This window comes from Stutzerimonas stutzeri (assembly GCF_013522825.1).
In the GTDB taxonomy this organism is placed as follows: Bacteria; Pseudomonadota; Gammaproteobacteria; order Pseudomonadales; family Pseudomonadaceae; genus Stutzerimonas; species Stutzerimonas stutzeri_AK.
Genome location: NZ_JAAMQZ010000005.1, coordinates 149878 through 169351, shown reverse-complemented (window position 1 = coordinate 169351; position 19474 = coordinate 149878). Strand labels below are relative to the sequence as shown.

16 protein-coding genes are annotated in these 19474 nt (G+C 62.9%); 5 read left to right on the top strand and 11 right to left on the bottom strand.

The annotated features are described in order from the left end of the window. Positions 1-68 precede the first annotated feature (68 nt). Complete coding sequence (gene crp / locus G7020_RS05375; protein WP_181082906.1) at positions 69-713, top strand: cAMP-activated global transcriptional regulator CRP; 645 nt, start codon at positions 69-71, stop codon at positions 711-713. Positions 714-762: 49 nt separating this feature from the next. Here crp and trpC read toward each other — a convergent pair whose 3' ends face one another. The 8 genes from trpC to gabT all read right to left on the bottom strand — a co-directional run bounded on the left by trpC (position 763) and on the right by gabT (position 10196). After that, positions 763-1596 (bottom strand): indole-3-glycerol phosphate synthase TrpC, encoded by an 834-nt coding sequence (gene trpC, locus G7020_RS05370; RefSeq protein ID WP_181082905.1) that lies wholly within the window; start codon positions 1594-1596, stop codon positions 763-765. Then, positions 1593-2639 (bottom strand): anthranilate phosphoribosyltransferase, encoded by a 1047-nt coding sequence (gene trpD, locus G7020_RS05365; RefSeq protein ID WP_181082904.1) that lies wholly within the window; start codon positions 2637-2639, stop codon positions 1593-1595. Before trpD ends, trpC begins: the two co-directional genes overlap by 4 nt. Further along, positions 2639-3232, bottom strand: coding sequence for an aminodeoxychorismate/anthranilate synthase component II (locus G7020_RS05360; RefSeq protein ID WP_181082903.1), 594 nt, complete (start codon positions 3230-3232; stop codon positions 2639-2641). Before G7020_RS05360 ends, trpD begins: the two co-directional genes overlap by 1 nt. 288 nt (positions 3233-3520) lie before the next feature. Then, a complete protein-coding gene (locus tag G7020_RS05355) occupies positions 3521-5713 on the bottom strand; it encodes a putative bifunctional diguanylate cyclase/phosphodiesterase (RefSeq protein WP_181082902.1) in 2193 nt (730 codons plus the stop codon). Positions 5714-5833: 120 nt separating this feature from the next. Further along, a complete protein-coding gene (trpE, locus tag G7020_RS05350) occupies positions 5834-7312 on the bottom strand; it encodes an anthranilate synthase component I (RefSeq protein WP_181082901.1) in 1479 nt (492 codons plus the stop codon). A gap of 176 nt (positions 7313-7488) precedes the next feature. Further along, the gene (locus G7020_RS05345) at positions 7489-8190 is read right to left on the bottom strand and encodes a phosphoglycolate phosphatase (RefSeq protein ID WP_181082900.1); all 702 of its coding nucleotides are present in this window, start codon (positions 8188-8190) and stop codon (positions 7489-7491) included. Further along, positions 8187-8861, bottom strand: a complete 675-nt coding sequence (rpe, locus tag G7020_RS05340) for a ribulose-phosphate 3-epimerase (protein ID WP_181082899.1) — start codon at positions 8859-8861, stop codon at positions 8187-8189. The genes G7020_RS05345 and rpe overlap by 4 nt, the downstream gene beginning before the upstream one ends. 54 nt (positions 8862-8915) lie before the next feature. Next, positions 8916-10196, bottom strand: coding sequence for a 4-aminobutyrate--2-oxoglutarate transaminase (gabT, locus tag G7020_RS05335; protein ID WP_181082898.1), 1281 nt, complete (start codon positions 10194-10196; stop codon positions 8916-8918). 217 nt (positions 10197-10413) lie between these two features. On the opposite strand from gabT, the gene G7020_RS05330 reads away from it, so the two are divergent. Beyond that, positions 10414-11448 (top strand): DUF3530 family protein, encoded by a 1035-nt coding sequence (locus G7020_RS05330; RefSeq protein ID WP_181082897.1) that lies wholly within the window; start codon positions 10414-10416, stop codon positions 11446-11448. On the opposite strand, the gene G7020_RS05325 is transcribed toward G7020_RS05330, so the two are convergent. Genes G7020_RS05325 through G7020_RS05315 form a run of 3 tightly spaced genes read right to left on the bottom strand, consistent with a single transcriptional unit; the run spans position 11445 to position 13909 of the window. After that, entirely contained in the window at positions 11445-12218 is a 774-nt protein-coding gene (locus G7020_RS05325; protein WP_181082896.1) for a DnaJ domain-containing protein, read from the bottom strand. The two genes, G7020_RS05330 and G7020_RS05325, sit on opposite strands and share 4 nt — an antisense overlap. Then, complete coding sequence (gene murU, locus G7020_RS05320) at positions 12219-12890, bottom strand: N-acetylmuramate alpha-1-phosphate uridylyltransferase MurU (RefSeq protein ID WP_181082895.1); 672 nt, start codon at positions 12888-12890, stop codon at positions 12219-12221. Then, the gene (locus G7020_RS05315; protein ID WP_181082894.1) at positions 12887-13909 is read right to left on the bottom strand and encodes an aminoglycoside phosphotransferase family protein; all 1023 of its coding nucleotides are present in this window, start codon (positions 13907-13909) and stop codon (positions 12887-12889) included. Before G7020_RS05315 ends, murU begins: the two co-directional genes overlap by 4 nt. 130 nt (positions 13910-14039) lie before the next feature. On the opposite strand from G7020_RS05315, the gene G7020_RS05310 reads away from it, so the two are divergent. The 3 genes from G7020_RS05310 to pdxA all read left to right on the top strand — a co-directional run bounded on the left by G7020_RS05310 (position 14040) and on the right by pdxA (position 19289). After that, positions 14040-16805 carry an LPS-assembly protein LptD gene (locus tag G7020_RS05310; RefSeq protein WP_181082893.1) on the top strand — a complete coding sequence of 922 codons (2766 nt, stop codon included), beginning with the start codon at positions 14040-14042 and terminating at the stop codon, positions 16803-16805. Further along, the gene (locus G7020_RS05305) at positions 16786-18090 is read left to right on the top strand and encodes a peptidylprolyl isomerase (RefSeq protein ID WP_181082892.1); all 1305 of its coding nucleotides are present in this window, start codon (positions 16786-16788) and stop codon (positions 18088-18090) included. The genes G7020_RS05310 and G7020_RS05305 overlap by 20 nt, the downstream gene beginning before the upstream one ends. 212 nt (positions 18091-18302) lie before the next feature. After that, a complete protein-coding gene (gene pdxA / locus G7020_RS05300; RefSeq protein ID WP_181082891.1) occupies positions 18303-19289 on the top strand; it encodes a 4-hydroxythreonine-4-phosphate dehydrogenase PdxA in 987 nt (328 codons plus the stop codon). Positions 19290-19474: the final 185 nt, after the last annotated feature.

Sequence of the window (19474 nt, the reverse complement as noted above, 5' to 3'; positions counted from 1 at the left end):
ACGTAAAAAGCCAGCCAATTAGATAATAAGAATCTGCCTCCATTGGATACATCTTCCGGGATTACAGCATGGTCGCTATAACACTTACGCCCAAGATCAAGAACATCGACAAACTGCTCGCTCACTGCCATCGGCGACGCTACACCGCCAAGAGCACCATCATCTACGCAGGTGATCGCTGCGAAACGCTCTTCTTCATCGTCAAGGGGTCAGTCACCATCCTGATCGAAGACGATGATGGTCGCGAGATGATCATCGCCTACCTCAATGCCGGAGACTTTTTCGGTGAAATGGGGCTTTTCGAGAAGGAAGGCACCGAGAAGGAGCGCAGCGCCTGGGTCCGCGCCAAGACCGAATGCGAGGTGGCCGAACTGAGCTATGCCAAGTTCCGTGAACTGACGCAGCAGGACCCAGACATTCTGTATGCCCTGGGCAGCCAGATGGCCGAACGCCTGCGCAATACCACGCGCAAGGTGGGCGACCTGGCATTCCTCGACGTCACGGGACGCGTTGCCCGCACTCTTCTGGACCTGTGCAAGCAGCCCGATGCGATGACCCACCCGGACGGCATGCAGATCAAGATCACGCGCCAGGAAATCGGTCGTATCGTGGGCTGCTCGCGGGAAATGGTCGGACGTGTGCTCAAGAGCCTGGAGGCCCAGGGGCTGGTCTACGTCAAGGGAAAGACCATGGTGGTGTTCGGCACCCGCTGAATGCTGTGCGGTGCAAGGCCGGCTTCACCAAGCCGGCCCACCGAATCGATCAGTCCGGCTCGCCAGCCGCTCTGGGACGGCTTCGCCCAGGAAAGAACAGGCGCTGCAACTCGACGCCGGGCTGCTCGGCGCGCATAAAGGCTTCGCCCACCAGAAACGCATACACCTGGTTTATCTCCATCAGTTCGACATCCGCACGATGCAGGATTCCGCTCTCGGTCACCACTACCCGATCACGGGGGATGCGCGGCAACAGATCGAGCGTGGTTTCCAGATTCAGCTCGAAGGTATGCAGATTGCGATTGTTGATCCCGAGCAATGGCGCTTCGATACGCAATGCTCGCTCCAACTCGACGGCGTCATGCACCTCTACCAGCACATCCAGGCCCTGCTCTGCCGCCACGTCGACCAGCTCCTTCATTCGCTCGTCGGTCAACGCAGCGACGATCAGCAGAATGCAGTCGGCACCCAGCGCCCGCGCCTCGACCACCTGATAGGGGTCGACCATGAAATCCTTGCGGATGACGGGCAGGCTGCAGGCACTGCGCGCCTGCTGCAGGTACTCATCGGCACCCTGGAAGAAATCGATGTCGGTCAGCACCGACAGGCAGGTCGCACCGCCCGCCTCGTAGCTTCTGGCGATCTCGGCAGGCACGAAATCTTCACGCAGCACGCCCTTGCTCGGAGATGCCTTCTTGATCTCGGCAATCACTGCAGGCTGTTTGTTGCCAACCTGCTCCTGCAGGCGTCGGGCGAAACCACGGACCGGATCGGCGACCGCCGCCAGCTTTTCCAGCTCAGCCAGTCCCATTCGGGCACGACGTTGCGCCACTTCTTCGTATTTGCGCGTAACGATCTTTTCCAGAACGGTTGGCACGCTCATCGTCCTTTCTCCTGCTTGAACACCACCGTGAAAGACACCAGTTCCTCGAACTTGTCCCGCGCCAACCCGCTATGCAAGGCGTCGTGGGCCATCTCCACACCCTGCTTCAGGCTTGACGCCACATCGGCAGCATAAAGCGCGGCACCGGCGTTGAGCACGATCATGTCGGCAGCCTTCTGCCCGTTTTCGGTTTTTCGCCGGCCCAGCGCATCACGAATCAGCATCAATGAGCCTTGTGCGTCTTCGACGTCCAGGCCGATCAGGCTCTGGCTCTTGATGCCGAAATCCTCAGGCCGCACCCGGTATTCACTGATCTCGCCATTGCGCAGTTCGGCAATATGGGTCGGCGCCGCCAGGCTGATCTCGTCCAGACCATCCTGCGCGTGCACCACCAGCACATGGGTACTGCCCAGTCGGGCGAGCACTTCGGCCATCGGGCGGCAGAGTTCCCTGCTGAAAACACCGAGCACCTGATGCCTGACACCGGCCGGATTGGACATCGGCCCAAGGATATTGAACAGCGTGCGCAGCCCCAGTTCGCGACGAGGTCCTGCGGCATGTTTCATGGCGCCGTGGTGCGCGGGAGCGAACATGAAGCCCACACCCACCGCATCGACACTACGCGCCACCTGCTCAGGGCTGAGATCGAGATAGACACCCGCCGCTTCGAGCAGATCGGCGCTGCCGCTCTTGCCCGACACTGCCCGGTTGCCATGCTTGGCCACCTTGCCGCCCGCCGCCGCGACGACGAAAGCCGCCGCCGTCGAGACGTTGAAAATGTTCATGCCGTCGCCGCCGGTGCCACAGGTATCCACCAGGCGATGGGTATCGAACTTCACCGGCTCGGCCAGCTCGCGCATCACCTGCACCGCACCGACGATCTCGTCGATGGTTTCGCTCTTCATGCGCATGCCCATCAGGAACGCGCCGATCTGCGCATCGCTGCACTGTCCGGTCATGATCTGGCGCATGACCGCCTTCATCTCTTCGGTGGTCAGATCCAGCTGTCCGACCACCCGATTCAGGGCTTCCCTGATGTCCATTAGCGCACGCCTCCAGTCTGTTTCAGGAAATTGGCAAAGAGTTCATGCCCCTGCTCGGTGAGGATCGACTCGGGATGAAACTGCACGCCTTCGACATTCAATGTTTTGTGTCGTAGCCCCATGACTTCATCGATGCCGCCATCGTCCAGGCACGTCCAGGCGGTGACTTCCAGACAATCAGGAAGGGTTTTGCGGTCGACCACCAACGAGTGGTAACGGGTGACGGTCAGCGGATTGTTCAGCCCCGCGAAGACGCCGGTATTTTCATGAAAGACCGGGCTGGTCTTGCCATGCATCACCTGTCGCGCCCGCACCACATCGCCGCCGAAGGCCTGGCCAATGCTCTGATGCCCCAGGCATACCCCCAGAATCGGCAGCTTGCCGGCGAAATGGCGGATCAGCTCCAGCGATATACCCGCCTCGTTCGGTGTGCAGGGGCCGGGCGAGACGACGATACGCTCGGGATTGAGTGCCTCGATCTCGGCCACGCTCAGCTCATCGTTGCGCACCACCCTGACCTCGGCGCCGAGCTCGCCGAGGTACTGCACGACGTTGTAGGTAAAGGAATCATAGTTATCCAGCATCAGCAGCATGTGCGTCACCTCGAGAATTGCCTTGTTTCCACTGGCGTTCGCCGGAGCCGTGATGGTCGCGCGGGTCAAACGGCGCAACCGATGGCGGTGGACGAAGCGGGGAGCGAATGATTTCTGGCTTGGCGCCAGCAAGACCGGATCAGGCGCGCCAACGCCATCGGGCGTTGGCCTTGAAAAGACACATCAGGAGGATGCTGCTGAATATCACAGGAAGGTCTCGCAAAACGATCGACGCAAAGTAGCCTATGCCAAGCACTGATTCAACCGGCAACGCCCTCTGTACGCCTGTCACTGGGCCAGCGCACTGTCTTGCGTATGCCTCCTGACTGCGCCCAGGATCGCGACCAGCTCCTGAGCCGGAACCGGACGCGCATAGAGGAAGCCCTGCGCTTGCCGACAGCCTAGCCGCAGCAGCTCGTCGGCAATGGCTTGGTCCTCGACACCTTCGGCCAGGGTAGTGAGCCCCAGCGAATCAGCCATCTGGATGATGGTGGCGACAATTGCATGGCCGTCCTCGGTATCGATGCCCTGCACGAAGGAACGATCGATCTTCAGCGTATCCACTGCCAGCCGGCGCAGATAGGCAAGGCAGGAATAGCCCGTACCGAAATCGTCGATCGACAGCGTCACGCCAAGCGCCTTGAGCCTGCTCAGCGTCAGCATGACCTCTGCATTGTTTTCCACCAGGCTCGACTCGGTCAGTTCAAGCTCCAGCGCAGAGGCCGGCAGGCCGGTTTTCGCCAGCGCATCCCTGATGATGCTTTCCAGCGAGCCCCTGTGCAGCTGGGCCGCCGCCACGTTGACCGCGACTCTGGGGATCGTCACGCCCTGGGCCCGCCAGCTGGCAGTCTGGCGACAGGCCTCGAAGATGACCCAGTTGCCGATTTCAACAATCAGCCCGTTCTCTTCGGCAGCTGGTATGAAACGTCCTGGCGGCACCAACCCCCATTGCGGATGCTGCCAGCGCACCAGCGCCTCGACGCCCAGCACCCGCCCCGAGGCAATATCCACCTGCGGCTGGTAATGCAGCAACAACTCGTTGCGTGAAAGCGCAAGGCGCAGGCCGTTGACCAGATAGAGCCGCCCACGCATTTCGGCATCCAGCCCCGCATCGTAGTAACACCAGGTTTTGCGTCCGGCCTGTTTTGCCTTGTACATGGCCATTTCGGCATTGCGCAGCAGCGTGGGAAAATCCTTACCGTCATTGGGGCCCAGCGCCGCGCCGATGGAAACTGGCACCACGATGCTTTGCCGATCCAGCACGAAGGGTTCGGACAGTTCCGTCAGCAGCGTCTGGACCACCGCTGAAGTCGTCTCGGCATCCGTCAGATCGGGCAGCAGGATCACGAATTCATCACCGCCCTCCCTGGCCAGCATGGCGCTATCGGGCAGCAGGTTCTGCAGGCGCTCCGAGGCGCGACACAGCAGGCGGTCGCCGAAGGCATGGCCAAAGGAGTCGTTGACCATCTTGAAATGGTCGAGGTCCACGTAGAGTACGGCGACCGAGGTTTGCAGCTTCTGCGCCGCCTCCAGCGCCTGGTGGGTTTTCTCCTGCAGGAGATCAGGCTTGGGCAGCCCGGTAAGGCTGTCGTAGGACGTCAGGTACTGGGCTTTCTTCTCGGCGGCGTCGCGTTCGGCCTTCTCCACCGCAAGACGTGCATAGGGCGCGCGCACGCTGGCGACGAACACCACTTGGTAGATGAAGCAGTAGGAGAGGATCTTGTAGAGGTGCCCGAGCAGACTGAACAGACTGTTCACATTGCCGTAAGCGGTAAAACACAACTCGGCGAAGATGGAGATCAGCGTTGCGGCGAGCATGCCGTCGGCATGCCAGGGCCGCTCCCTGCGCCCGATCCAGAAGCGCCAGGCGGCGATGGCCAGCAGCCCGATGATCAGCCATTCGGCAGCGATCTTGAATGCAGTCAGTCCCGTGTCTTCGATAAAGGTGCGCGGCCAGAGCTGCGGCTGATAGAGCTGCAGATAGATAGTCACGCCGGCCACAGCCAACGCAGTGGCGAGCAATGCCGGGCGTGGCAACGAACGCTTCGGCTCCAGGCGAAAGGCAACCGCAAGCAGGGTACAGGCAAGCAGCACCCGCGAAACCAGCCAGAACCCTATGGCCTTTTCCGCCGAGGCCTGGGTTATCCAGTCCGGCATGCCCTTGTAGGAAAGCATGTGAGCCAGATCGAGCAAGGCAATGGCGAGAAAGGCACAACCAAGCAACGGGCTCGAAGCACGTCGCGGGCCGTGGCTGTGCCAGACCACCGCAAAGATCAGTGATGCAACGATGATCGCGAAGACTTCCACGACGACATGCAGCGACGGCGGAAACCAGGCGGTGCTCGTCTGCACATCGGTGAGGCTGGACACCAGCCAGACCAGCCCCAGCAGCAGGCCGGAGGCGGTAACCAGAACATAGGTCAAGGAACGATTGCGATTGGCGGGCGATACGGCGGTACTGCTATCCGTCTGATACGACATGCGGGATACCGGCTGGTAATTCGTCAAGAGCCCTGTATAGGCGAATTCGGACTATATACAGGGCAATTGGCCATTACCATACGCACAGCATGGAATTTCGTCGTACCTCCTGCGTACGAATCAATGTTCGGCCTTCTCCGCCAGAGCCACCGCTCGGAACATCGCGCGACGCTTGTTCAGCGTTTCTTCCCACTCCAGCGCCGGCTGCGAGTCGGCAACGATGCCAGCGCCAGCCTGCACATGCAGTTCGCCGTTCTTGATCACCGCGGTACGAATGGCAATGGCGGTGTCCATGTTGCCATTCCAGGCCAGATAGCCCACGGCGCCACCGTAGACGCCGCGCTTGACCGGCTCCAGTTCGTCGATGATCTCCATCGCACGTACCTTGGGCGCCCCGGACAGGGTGCCCGCCGGCAGGATCGCGCGCAGCGCATCCATCGCCGTCAGCGGCGCCTTGAGCTGACCGGTGACGTTGGAGACGATGTGCATCACGTTGGAATAGCGCTCGATGACCATCTTCTCGGTCAGCCGCACCGAACCGTTCTCGGCGACGCGACCGACGTCGTTGCGGCCCAGGTCGATCAGCATCAGATGCTCAGCCAGCTCCTTGGCGTCGCTGAGCAGATCCTGTTCCAGCGCCAGATCAGCCTCCTCGGTGGCGCCACGCGGGCGGGTGCCGGCGATGGGCCGGACCGTGACCAGGCCGTCCTCGACCCGCACCAGCACTTCCGGCGACGAGCCCACCACATGGAAATCGCCGAAATTGAAGAAGTACATGTAGGGCGTCGGGTTGAAGCAGCGCAGCGCGCGGTAGAGGTCGATCGGGGCAGCCTTGAACGGAATCGACATGCGCTGGGAGATCACCACCTGCATGCAGTCGCCGGCGAGGATGTAGTCCTTGATGCGGTTGACCGCCTGCTCGTAGTTTTCGCGGGTGAAGCTCGAACGGAAATTTGGTTCGGCGGCATTCGGCCCCTCGAAGTCCAGTCCCAGGCGCGGCGTGATCGGCTGGCGGAGCTTGTCACGCAGCACTTGCAGGTGCGCCAGACCGTCTTCGTAGGCATTCGGCTGTGCCGGATCGACCAGCACGATGCAGTGCAGCTTGCCCGCCAGGTTGTCGAACACGATCACGGCGTCGGAGACCATCAGCAGGATGTCCGGCGTGCCCAACGGATCGGGGTTCGGGCACTGCGCCAGCTTGCGCTCGACGTAACGCACGCTGTCGTAGCCGAAATAGCCCACCAGCCCGCCGTTGAAGCGCGGCAGCCCCTCGACCGGCGCCACGCGGTAGCGCTGCTGGAAGGCCTCGACGAAGGCCAGCGGGTCGTCGACCTCCGCATTCTCGGTTTCGATACCGTCGGTGGTGACGCTGACGCGGTGATCGTGCACCCGCAGCACGGTGCGGCACGGCAGGCCGATGATGGAATAGCGCCCCCACTTCTCACCACCCTGTACCGATTCGAGCAGGTAGGAATTGGGCGCGTCGGCCAGCTTCAGGTACAGCGATAGCGGCGTATCGAAGTCGGCGAGGGTCTCGAACGACAGGGGGATGCGGTTATGGCCTTCGGCGGCCAAACGCTGGAATTCTTCGCGGGTCATATCAGCCTCGTGGTCGGAGGGGGCTTTCGGAAACAGTTAAACAGGCCGGCCTGCAGCCGGTCAGCAAAAGTCAGGCGCGCCAGCGCCAACGCGCCAGGGCCTTGATGACCTTCATCCACTGTTTGCGAGTAACCACCACGATCTGATCTCTTCGGCAGGGTGCGGAGCGGGCCACACTAGCGCAGCCCCGAAGCCGAAGCAACCAGCTCACGCAGATCATCCAGTACCAGCGCCGGTCGTTCGTTGGCGATGGGCTCGCCGTGGTTGTAGCCGTAGCTGAGCGCGACGCAGGGAACGGCAGCCGCCTTCGCCGCACGCACGTCGTTGCGCGAATCGCCGACGAACAGCGACTGATTCGCCGAAACGCCCGCCCTGTCCATGACCCACAAGAGCGCCGCCGGATCGGGTTTCTGCTGCGCCAGAGTGTCGCCGCCGACCAGCCACTGGAAATAGCCGCAGAGGCCTTTCTCTTGCAGCAGCGGCTCGATGAACTGCGCCGGCTTGTTGGTGATGATCGCCAGCTTCACATCACGCTCGCGCAGCCAGTCCAGGCACTCGGTCACGCCAGGGTAGACCGTCGTCAGCTCATGCCCGCCGGCATAGGCCTGCATGAATAGCGCCAGCGCCTCGTCGGCCTGCCCGTCGTCGACGCACTCATGCTCCAGCTGCCCAGCCAGCGCACGGCGCACCAGCACCCGTGAACCATTACCGACCCAGTTGCGTACCTGCGCCACGCCGGCCGGCTCGCGACCGAGCTGCACCAGCATCTTGTCCACGGCAGCAGCCAGGTCCGGCACCGAATCCATCAGGGTGCCGTCCAGGTCGAACATCACCAGGCGCGGCAACTGCCCTTCGAAGAGCTGTTCCAGGCGAGTCATGAGCGGGCCAGCGCCAGTTCGGCGCGCATCTGGTCGATCACCGCCTTGTAGTCCGGCTGGTTGAAGATGGCCGAGCCGGCGACGAAGGTGTCGGCACCGGCCGCGGCGATCTCGCGGATATTCTGCGGATTGACGCCGCCGTCGATTTCCAGCCGGATCTCGCGACCGCTGGCATCGATCAGCGCACGCGCCTCGCGCAGCTTGTCGAGGGTGCCGGGAATGAACTTCTGCCCGCCGAAGCCGGGGTTGACGCTCATCAGCAGCACCATGTCGATCTTGTCCATCACGTACTTGAGCACGTCCAGCGGCGTCGCCGGGTTGAACACCAGGCCGGCCTTGGCGCCGCCGTCCTTGATCAGTTGCAGCGAGCGGTCGATGTGCTCGGAGGCTTCCGGGTGGAAGGTGATGTAGCTGGCGCCGGCCTCGAGGAAGTCGCCAATCATGCGGTCCACCGGCTTGACCATCAGGTGCACGTCGATGGGCGCAGTGACGCCGTGCTTGCGCAGTGCCGAGCAGACCATCGGGCCGATGGTCAGGTTGGGCACGTAGTGGTTGTCCATCACGTCGAAATGGACGATATCCGCGCCGGCGGCGAGAACGTTGTCCACTTCCTCGCCCAGGCGGGCGAAGTTGGCGGAAAGGATCGAAGGGGCGATGGCGAACGGCTGCATGACGACCTCGGGTAGCGCGGGCGGAATGCCGCGCATTGTACCCGAGGTGCGCGGTCAGCTCAGCTCATCGAAACACGCCTCGATGATCGCCAGGCCCCGTTCGAGCACTTCGTCCTCCACCGTCAGCGGCACCAGCACCCGCAGCACGTTGTAGTAGGTGCCGCACGAAAGCAGGATCAGGCCCTTGTCGCGGGCGCGGGCGACGACCTGCGCGGTGAGTTCGGCTGCCGGGCGGGTGTGCCCGGCGTCCTCGAACAGCTCGATGGCGACCATCGCACCCAGCCCGCGCACCTCGGCGATCCGCGGATGGCGTGCCTGGATGGCCTCGAGCCCTGCCGTAAGCTTCGCCGCCACGTGCCGGCAGCGCTCCAGCAACCGCTCTTCGTCGAAGATCTCCAGCACCGCCAGCGCCGCGGCGCAGGACAGCGGGTTGCCCGCATAGGTGCCGCCCAGGCCGCCCGGCGCGATGGCATCCATGAGTTCGGCCCGGCCACAGACGCCAGCGATGGGGAAACCGCCGCCGACGGACTTGGCGAAGGTGGTGAGATCGGCCACCACACCCATCTGCTCCATGGCGAAGAAGGTGCCGGTACGGCCCGCGCCGGTCTGCACCTCGTCGGCGATCAGGACAATGCCGTGCTGGTCGCACAGCGCGCGCAGGCGGACCATGAACTCCTTCGGCGCGACGTTGAAGCCGCCTTCGCCCTGCACCGGCTCGATGATGATGGCGGCGATGTCGCGCGGCTCGGCATCGTTCTTGAAAATGCGCTCGATGCTGGCGATGGACTCGTCGACGCTGACGCCATGCAGCGCGCAGGGATAGAGCGCGCGGAAGATGCCGCCCGGCATCAGGCCCATGCCCGCCGAATAGGGCGCGACCTTGCCGGTCAGGCCGAGGGTCATCATGGTGCGTCCGTGATAGGCGCCGGTGAAGGCGATCACCCCGGCGCGACCGGTGGCGGCACGGGCGATCTTCACCGCGTTTTCCACCGCCTCGGAGCCGGTGGTCACCAGCAGGGTCTTCTTGGCGAAATCGCCGGGCACCCGCGCGTTGATTTTCTCGCACAGCTCGACGTAGGGCTCATAGGCCAGCACCTGGAAGCAGGTGTGGGTCAGCTTGTGCAGCTGGGCTTCCACGGCCTTGACGATCTTCGGGTGCAGGTGGCCGGTATTCAGCACGGCGATGCCGCCGGCGAAATCGATGAACTCGCGGCCCTCGACATCCACCACCCGGCTGTTGCTGGCATGGTCGGCAAAGATCGGATGGATCTGCCCCACACCACGCGGGACAGCGGCGACACGGCGCTGCATCAGGGATTCGTTGGTCTGGCTCATGGACTCCTCGGTGGGCCGCGTATCGGGGCCGGTCGGAATGGTTACGAAGACAGGCGCGACGCCATCGCCGCATGCCGTTCGGATTACTCTATGCCGCTGTTCGGGATATTGCACGCCCTTGGCAAAAAGATGCATTCCGTACGGCTACGGTTGCCGTTAGTCTTGCCCAGGCCGGCGCAATCATGACGAACGGAAACAGCCCCGCCAGGAGATATCGATGTCTTGCCTTCACCGATTGAGGATCGGTCTTTGCGTCCTCGCACTGGCGAGCGCCGGCGTCGGCGCGAACGAACCCGAACCCTCACCCGAAAAACCGGCCACCCCTATCGAGCGCCCAGCCCTGCCTTCTCGCAGCGCAACAGTAGCCGCCGACCTTGCGCGTCAATTGCCATCGACGGAGGTTCTCAACCTGCAGGCTGCCGATGCCCCCTTCGTGGCGCTCTGGCAACCGGCGAATGTCGCCGAGCCCAAGGGGCTGGTGATCCTCCTGCCCGGAGAAGGCGAGAGTGCGGACTGGCCGCGCGGCATCGGCCCGCTGCGCCGCAATCTGCCCGACCATGGCTGGCATACCCTGAGCCTCAGCCTGCCGGACTCACCGGAATTCATACCACCAGCCACACCGCTTGCCACTACAGAAGCACCAGAGCCAACCGAACCGACAACTGCCGACAGCGAACCGTCAAGCGATCCCAACGAAGCCGGCTACCTGCCTGAGGAAACTGCAGCATCGCCGGACGAAGCAGCAGCTGAGCAGGCCGCCGAAACCCGAGAAACCGACGAGGCTACCGAAACCGACGAAGCAGCCAGAGAAGAAGCCGAACTACCCGAGCGTATCGACGAACGAATCGCCGCCGCCCTGGACCACGCCCGCAACCTGCAACCGAAGACCATCATCCTGCTGGGACAGGGCTCGGGCGCCTACTGGGCCGCTCGCCATCTGCAACAATGGGCGCCGGATGACGTCGCAGGGCTGGCACTGATCCAGCCACGGCAGCCGGAAGACCAGCAGGAACCCCTCGCCCAGCTCGCCCCGGCACTCAAGCTGGCGATCGGGGATTTCTATTACCGCGATGACCCCAGCGCACTGGCCGACGCTCGCGAACGCTTGAATGCGAGCCGTCGAATCGGCCACCCGGGCTATCATCAGGTCGGTCTGACAGCGCTGGCCGGCGAGCGCAGCATCGAGCAGGAACAGCTTGTGCGCCGGGTTCGGGGATGGCTGGAGAGGGCGTCGGATCGGACGAGCCGTTAACGGAATCCCCGGCGCTCACGGACCAGAGCATAGGCATTGTGCAACTCGCGAGTTCGCTCGGTCGCCTCGCGGACCTGCAACGGCGTGGCCCCGGCGCCGGCCTGCTTGTCCGGGTGATGCTTGCTGAGCAGACGTCGGTAAGCACGCTTGATCGCCTGCGGGTCGCTGTCGGCGCGCACGCCCAGCAGCCGCAGCGCCTGTTCGTAGGCCCCGCCAGGATTGCTCGGACTGCCCTGACGCCGCCCGCCAGCCTGATCCAGCGATGCAACCGCGGCAGCGTCCCAGCCCATCCACTTGCCCCACAGCAGGACCAGCTCATGGGCGCGGGAGTCGATCCGTCCTGAGGCACGCGCCATCCGCCAGCAGGCCTGCAGGATCGCCTTCGCCTCGTCGCGCCGCCCCTGCAGACGCTGCAGGGGCTCACGCAGCCCTTCGCCACTGGCCTTGCCCCGGTAGAAAGCCTCGATCGCCGCACGCTGCGCCGTCGAGGGCAGTTGCAGCCGGCGCATCTCGCTGCGCGCCGCCTGGATATGCGCCTCGCTGACCCGCCCGCCACTCTTGGCCAGGCGTCCCAGCAGGAAAAACAACAGCTCGTCGCCTTCCATCATCCGCTTGCCATCGCCCTTCATGCGCTGGCGCAGCTCGGCCCAGGAACCCAGCCCGAGCCGGCGGTCGAGCATCTGTCCGATCAGCGCCCCGAGCAAAGCACCCGGAATGCTTGCCAGCAACCCGCCAGCCAGCGCCCCAAACAGCGTGATGGGCCAGAACATTCAGCAGCACCCTCCCAGAATTCGCTCGACTTCAGCCAGCCGCTCATGAGTTCCGACATCGACCCAGCTCCCGTCGTGACGCTCACCGCTCACCCGACCCGCCGTCATCGCCTGGCGCAACAAGGGCGCAAGCTTGAAGGCACCCGCATTGCAGCCATCGAACAGGCGAGGATCAAGCAGCGCGATGCCGCTGTATGTCAGCCGGGCATCCACCGCCCCCCCCTCCTCTACCCGACCATCGGCAAGCGTGAAGTCACCGGACGGATGATGGGCGGGGTTGTCCACCAGCACCAGATGCGCCAATCCGGCCAGCGGCCTTTTCAGGGCGGCGAAGTCGTAGTCGGTCCAGATATCGCCATTGACCACGGCAAAAGGCTCGTCCCCCAGCAGCGACAACGCACGATGAATGCCGCCGCCGGTTTCCAGCGGCTCACCTTCGGGCGAATAGCGGATGCGGATACCGAACCTGTCGCCTGTGCCCAGATGCGACTCGATCTGTTCGCCAAGCCAGGCGTGGTTGATCACCAGCTCATCGAAGCCGGCCCTGGCCAATGCCTGGATGTGATATTCGATCAGCGGCACGCCGCCGGCGCGCACCAGCGGCTTGGGGGTATGCAGGGTCAGCGGGCGCAGACGCTCACCCTTGCCTGCCGCCAGAATCATCGCCTTCATGGGGACACCTGCGGGCGCGGCAGCTCTCGCAGCAGCTGCGCGAGGTCCGCCAGCTCGGGACGGCGCGCCAGCACGCTATCGATATAGGCGAAGAAGCGCGGCACATCAGCCAGGTAGCGCGGCTTGCCGTCGCGGTGGCAGATCCGGGCGAAAATGCCGATGATCTTCAGGTGCCGCTGCAGCCCCATCAGGTCGCTGGCGCGCTGGAACTCGGCAAAGCTGTCCTGGACCGGGATGCCCGCCGCCCGCGCAGCTTCCCAGTAGTTTTGCAACCAGCCCTGCACCCGCGCCTCCGGCCAGCTGAGAAAGGCATCCTTGAACAGCGAGGTAATGTCGTAGGTCACCGGACCGATCACCGCATCCTGAAAATCCAGCACGCCGGGGTTGGGTTCGCTGATCATCAGATTGCGCGGCATGTAGTCGCGATGCACCAGCACGGTCGGCTGCGCCAGCGCAGAATCGATCAGCAATTGGCAGCTGCGCTCCCAGAGCTGTCGCTGCACCGGGCTGAAGCTACCGCCCAGATGCCGCTGCACATACCATTCAGGGAACAACTGCAGTTCGCGCCGCAATAAAGCCTCATCATACTGAGGCAGCTGCGTCGATACCGGCAGCGCCTGGAATACCAGCAATGCCCGGACCGCATCGGTGAACAGCGCATCGGCGTTATCATCGTCGATGACGTCCAGATAGATCTGCCGACCCAAGTCACCGAGCAGGAGAAAACCACGCTCAAGATCCTCGGCAAGAACCTCCGGCACATGGATGCCCGCCTCGGCCAGCAGCGCCGCCACCTCGACGAAAGGACGGCAGTTTTCCTGCGGCGGCGGCGCGTCCATGAGGATCAGGCTGCGATCCGCCGCCTGCCAGCGAAAATAGCGGCGAAAACTCGCGTCGCTGCTGGCTGGAATCAGGGATGCTTCAGGCACCACGCCCCAGCCACGGCGCGCGAAAATATCTTCCAGACGAGGCTTCAGCCAGGCGCAGAGGTCCAGCAGACGTTGATCTTGTTGCGGCATATCAGGGCTCTCCACGGCGCTAGCCGATAGGCGGGTCATGCTTTATTATCCCGGATCTTTCTCAGCCCATCGAGAGGCCTGCGGCCCAGCCCGGCCGATGGCTCGCCGCAAGCACGGACCAAAAAACAAGATGGCAGTCAAATACCCCGCTTTTCGCAAAAAATTCCCCCTACTGGTTACTGGCGGTCTGCTCGCACTGCAACCTGTAGCGCTACCCGTCGCCATCGCTGCCGAACAGTTCGCCTGCCAGCCGGGTGCTGGCGGTGGCTGGGACTGCGCGAGCAATACTGCCAGCCCGACGTTGCTCCCACGCCCCGCACATCGCGGCAGTCCCGCTGAAAGCAGCACCGGTGTCGCGCAAGCGTCCACAAGCAAGGCCCAGCGCCCGGCAGCCACAACCACCGATGTCACCAAAAGCAAGGGCCGCGCCCTGGCTTCGCGCAGCGCTGACTACAGCCATCTGGACTGGGTCCCGCGCGACCAGCTGACCAATGCACAACTGGCCGAGACCGGCCCCTATTGCGCCGGCGCCTATGTAGAACCGAGCCGCCCAGGGAAATTCGACGATACACCCATGAGCGAAGCGCCGACCTACGTCTCGGCGAAGGCGACCCGCCACGAACAGGAGCAGGAAGTTTCCACGCTGGCAGGCGATGTCGTGTTGCGCCAGGGCAGTATGCAGGCCGAAGCCGATGAGGCGAACCTCTATCAGCTGGAGAATCGCGGCGAACTGAAGGGCAACGTCCGCTTGCGTGACCGCAATGCCCTGATGGTCGGTGATCGCGCGGAGATCTTCCTCGACAGCGGTGAAGCCAAGATCGAAAACGCCGAATACGTCCTTCATGACAGCAGGCTTCGCGGCAGCGCGCAGTACGCCAAGCGCGAGGAAACCGCCATCATTCGCCTCAAGGATGGCACCTACACCAGCTGCGCACCGGGCGAGAACACCTGGCACCTGAAAGGCAACAACGTCACGCTGAACCCGGCCACCGGCTTCGGCTCGGCCACCAACGTCACACTGCGGGTCAAGGATATCCCGGTGTTCTACACACCCTATATCCACTTCCCCATCGATGATCGGCGCCAGTCCGGCTTCCTGATGCCGACCATCGGCAGTTCCAGCGACACCGGCCTGTCGCTGCTGACGCCCTACTATTTCAACCTGGCGCCGAACTTCGACGCCACGCTCTACCCGCACTACATGAGCGAACGCGGTCTGCTGATGGAAGGCGAATTCCGCTACCTGACACGCAGCAGCGAAGGCCAGTTCGGCGCCGCCTGGCTGGACGACAGCGACGACGAGCGCAAGCTGCAGTCGGAGCATAAAGACCAGCGCTGGATGTACAGCTGGCAGAACCGCAGCGGTCTGGATTCGCGCCTGCTGGCCGAAGTCGACTACACCGACATCAGCGACCCCTACTATTTCCAGGATCTGGATACCCAACTGGGCATCAGCCAGCCGGACTTTCTCGATCAGCGCGGCACGTTGACCTGGCGTGGCGACACCTTTACTGCCCGCTTGAACGTGCATGCCTACGAGGCCACCAGCGTGGTCGACACCACGCCTTACGAGCGTCTGCCACAGCTGACGCTGGATGGCCGCCTGCCGTTCCAGCCAGGCGGCCTGAACTTCGCTTACAGTACCGAGTTCGTCAGCTTCCAGCGGGATCTGCGCAGCGGTAGCTTCATCAATGAAGACGGTACGCCACAGCCATGGTATGACGAGAACGTAAGCGGCATTGATCGCGCCGAAGGCGAGCGTATCCACGTGGAGCCGGGCGTCAGCCTGCCCCTGAACTGGAGCTGGGGCTTTATCAAGCCGTCGCTGAAGTACGCCTATACCCAATACGATCTGGATCTGGACGCCAAAGGCCGTGCCGGCCTGAACGGACAGTTCAAGGACTCGCCCGACCGCAGCGTGCCCATCTTCAGCGTCGACTCTGGCCTTTATTTCGACCGCGATACCCAGTTTTTCAGCAAGGATTACCGCCAGACACTCGAACCCCGACTGTTCTATCTCTATGTCCCGGAAGAGGATCAGGACGACATTCCGGTGTTCGATACCAGTGAAAGCAGCTTCAGCTATTCATCTCTATGGCGTGAAAACCGCTTCTCCGGCAAGGATCGTATCGGCGACGCCAACCAGATTTCCCTCGGCGTGACCAGCCGCTGGGTCGAGCCCAACGGCTTCGAGCGGCAGCGCTTCAGCATCGGCCAGGCCTTCTACTTTGAAGACCGCAAGGTACAGATGCCAGGCATCGACTATCGCACGCGTGCTTCGGAACAGTCTTCAGTATCGCCCTACGCGCTTGAATACATGTACCGCTACAACCGCGACTGGCGCTTCACCTCGACCTTCAACTGGGACCCGGACAGTCATCGCACCCGTTCCGGCAGCGCCATGTGGCACTACCAGCCGGCCGACAACCCGAACAAGATCCTCAATATCGGCTACCGCTACCGCAACGACACCATGCGTTACGACCAGGCAAGCGGTAAATGGACCTACGGCAGCGACTTCGGAACGCCTGGTCAGGCGAACTACATCAAGGACTACTACAAGATCAACCAGCATGACTTCTCGTTCGTCTGGCCGGTGGTCCCGCAGTGGAGCGTGATCGGGCGCTGGCAGCATGACTACAGCCGCAGTCGTACCCTGGAAGCCTTCGGCGGCTTCGAGTACGACAACTGCTGCTGGAAGATGCGCCTGATCAACCGCTACTGGATCGATTACGACGAGACTGACCTCAACCCGGACCTGAATGACGAACCGGATACCGGCATCTTCCTGCAGATCGTATTCAAAGGCCTCGGCAACGTCATCGGCGGCGCCACTGAGACATTCCTCGACGAAGGCATACAAGGTTACCGTGAACGTGAAAATCAAGCTTTCTGACACCCTGCGCCCCTTGCTGGGCGCCCTGCTGCTGGGCAGCGCCGCACTCGCCACGACGGTTTGCGCACAGGTTCGTCCGCTCGACCGCATCGTCGCCATCGTCGATAACGACGTGGTCATGCAAAGCCAGCTGGATCAGCGTCTGCGCGAAGTGCAGCAGACCATCGAAAAGCGCGGCGCCGAAATGCCCCCGACCGATGTCATGCAGCAACAGGTACTGGAGCGTCTGATTACCGAGAACCTGCAACTGCAGATTGGTGAACGCTCGGGCATTCGCATCTCCGACGAAGAGCTCAACCAGGCCCTGGCCACCATCGCCCAGCGCAACAACATGACGCTGGAGCAGTTTCGTGACGCACTGCAGCGTGACGGCCTGAGCCTGGAAACGGCACGCGAGCAGATTCGCCGCGAAATGATCATCAACCGCGTGCGCCAGCGGCGCATCGCCGAACGCATCCAGATATCCAACCAGGAAGTGGAAAACTTCCTTGCTTCGGATTTGGGAAAGCTGCAGCTTTCAGAAGAATACCGGCTGGCCAACATTCTGATCCCGGTGCCCGAATCCTCGGATTCCTCAACCATTCAGGCAGCCGAACAAAGCGCTGCGGACACATACCGGCAGTTGCAACAAGGGGCTGATTTCGCCCAGTTGGCGGTGTCCCGCTCGGCCAGCGAAAATGCCCTGGAAGGCGGCGATATGGGCTGGCGCAAGGCCGCGCAGCTGCCGCCGCCGTTCGACACCCAGGTGCGCGAACTTGCCGTGGGTGAAGTCACCCAGCCGGTACGCACGCCGCCAGGCTTTATCATCCTCAAGCTGCTGGACAAGCGCGGTGGCGACACCCAGGTGCGTGACGAGGTGCATGTTCGCCATATCCTGATCAAGCCGAGCCAGATCCGCAGCGAAGCGGAAAGCCGCCGCCTGATCGAGCGCCTGCGAGACCGGATCGAAGCGGGTGAAGACTTCGCCGAACTGGCGCGCAGTTTCTCCGAAGATCCCGGCTCCGCTCTCAATGGCGGCGACCTGAACTGGATCGATCCGAGCTCGCTGGTCCCGGAATTCCGCGAAGTCATGGCCAACAGTGCCAACGGCCAACTGTCGGAACCCTTCCAGTCGCAGTTCGGCTGGCACATCCTGGAAGTACTGGGCCGCCGCGCCACTGATGCCAGCGAAGAGTACCGTGAACAGCAAGCCATGAACCTGCTGCGCAACCGCAAGTACGACGAAGAACTGCAGGCCTGGCTGCGCCAGATCCGCGACGAAGCGTACGTTGAAATAAAGCTGTAAGGTGGATCGCGACCGGGCGGAGTCAAGGTGGATGTAAAAAGCGACATCCACCCTACAAACTGGAGGCTGGACAGTGTGCGATCTAACGCCAAACCTCCGTCCAGCTTTTTCGTCCAGCCTTCCAGCTTCAAGCGTTCTTATCGGCTTTTCTCGTCCAGCTTTCCAACCTCAAGCGCTCTTATCGGCCTTATCGGCTCTACCACGGAGACGCCATGCCCCTTCCCTTCGTTGTAACACCCGGCGAACCGGCTGGCATTGGCCCCGATCTGTGCCTGCTCATGGCTCGCGAAGCACAGCCGCAGGTGCTGATCGCCATCGCCAGCCTTGAGTTGCTCAAGGCACGTGCCGAACTGCTCGGGCTGGATATCCATTTGCAGCCGGTGCTACCTGGTGCCTGGCCGCAAACGCCGGCCCCGGCAGGCAGTCTTTACGTCTGGGACACCCCCCTGAAAGCGCTGGCAAAACCGGGCCGGCTCGACCCTCGCAATGGACAATACGTGCTGGAAACCCTGACCCGCGCCGGCCAGGGCTGCCTGGATGGCCACTTCGCCGGGATGATCACCGCCCCGGTGCACAAAGGCGTGATCAACGAGGCCGGCATTCCCTTCTCCGGCCATACCGAGTTTCTCGCTGAACTGACCCACACCGAGCAGGTGGTCATGATGCTCGCCACCCGCGGCCTGCGCGTGGCGCTGGTCACCACACACCTGCCGCTCAAGGATGTCGCCGCGGCCATCACACGCGAACGCCTGGAGCGGGTCACGCGCATCCTGCATGCCGATCTGGTCGACAAGTTCGGCATCACCAGGCCGCGCATTCTGGTCTGCGGCCTCAACCCGCATGCGGGCGAAGGTGGCCATCTGGGGCGCGAGGAAATCGAGATCATCGAGCCGACGCTGGCCGGGCTGCGCAACGAAGGAATCGACCTGATCGGACCGCTCCCTGCCGATACGCTGTTCACACCGAAAAACCTCGACCGTTGCGACGCAGTGCTGGCCATGTATCACGACCAGGGCCTGCCGGTGCTCAAGTACAAGGGCTTCGGCGCTGCGGTCAACGTCACCCTGGGCCTGCCCATCGTGCGCACCTCGGTCGATCACGGCACCGCGCTGGATCTTGCAGGTAGCGGGCGGATCGATACCGGCAGCCTGCAGGTGGCGCTGGAAACGGCGTACCAGATGGCGAACAGCCGGCTATAGGCTGGAGGCTGGAGGCTGGAGGCTGGAGGCTGGAGGCTGGAGGCTGGAGGCTGGACAGAATCACTCCGGGACAATGCCGATCAAGAAGCTTTTTCGTTCAGCCTTCCAGCCTCAAGCGCTCTTAATCGGCTTTATCGGCTTACCCGACACACCTGCTAAAATGTGCACCTTGTATTCGCTTTTCA

Coding starts and splice junctions, on each gene's coding strand:
- crp (WP_181082906.1), top strand. CDS start 69: ATGGTCGCTATAACACTTACGCCCAAGATCAAGAACATCGACAAACTG.
- trpC (WP_181082905.1), bottom strand. CDS start 1,596: ATGAGCGTGCCAACCGTTCTGGAAAAGATCGTTACGCGCAAATACGAA.
- trpD (WP_181082904.1), bottom strand. CDS start 2,639: ATGGACATCAGGGAAGCCCTGAATCGGGTGGTCGGACAGCTGGATCTG.
- G7020_RS05360 (WP_181082903.1), bottom strand. CDS start 3,232: ATGCTGCTGATGCTGGATAACTATGATTCCTTTACCTACAACGTCGTG.
- G7020_RS05355 (WP_181082902.1), bottom strand. CDS start 5,713: ATGTCGTATCAGACGGATAGCAGTACCGCCGTATCGCCCGCCAATCGC.
- trpE (WP_181082901.1), bottom strand. CDS start 7,312: ATGACCCGCGAAGAATTCCAGCGTTTGGCCGCCGAAGGCCATAACCGC.
- G7020_RS05345 (WP_181082900.1), bottom strand. CDS start 8,190: ATGACTCGCCTGGAACAGCTCTTCGAAGGGCAGTTGCCGCGCCTGGTG.
- rpe (WP_181082899.1), bottom strand. CDS start 8,861: ATGCAGCCGTTCGCCATCGCCCCTTCGATCCTTTCCGCCAACTTCGCC.
- gabT (WP_181082898.1), bottom strand. CDS start 10,196: ATGAGCCAGACCAACGAATCCCTGATGCAGCGCCGTGTCGCCGCTGTC.
- G7020_RS05330 (WP_181082897.1), top strand. CDS start 10,414: ATGTCTTGCCTTCACCGATTGAGGATCGGTCTTTGCGTCCTCGCACTG.
- G7020_RS05325 (WP_181082896.1), bottom strand. CDS start 12,218: ATGTTCTGGCCCATCACGCTGTTTGGGGCGCTGGCTGGCGGGTTGCTG.
- murU (WP_181082895.1), bottom strand. CDS start 12,890: ATGAAGGCGATGATTCTGGCGGCAGGCAAGGGTGAGCGTCTGCGCCCG.
- G7020_RS05315 (WP_181082894.1), bottom strand. CDS start 13,909: ATGCCGCAACAAGATCAACGTCTGCTGGACCTCTGCGCCTGGCTGAAG.
- G7020_RS05310 (WP_181082893.1), top strand. CDS start 14,040: ATGGCAGTCAAATACCCCGCTTTTCGCAAAAAATTCCCCCTACTGGTT.
- pdxA (WP_181082891.1), top strand. CDS start 18,303: ATGCCCCTTCCCTTCGTTGTAACACCCGGCGAACCGGCTGGCATTGGC.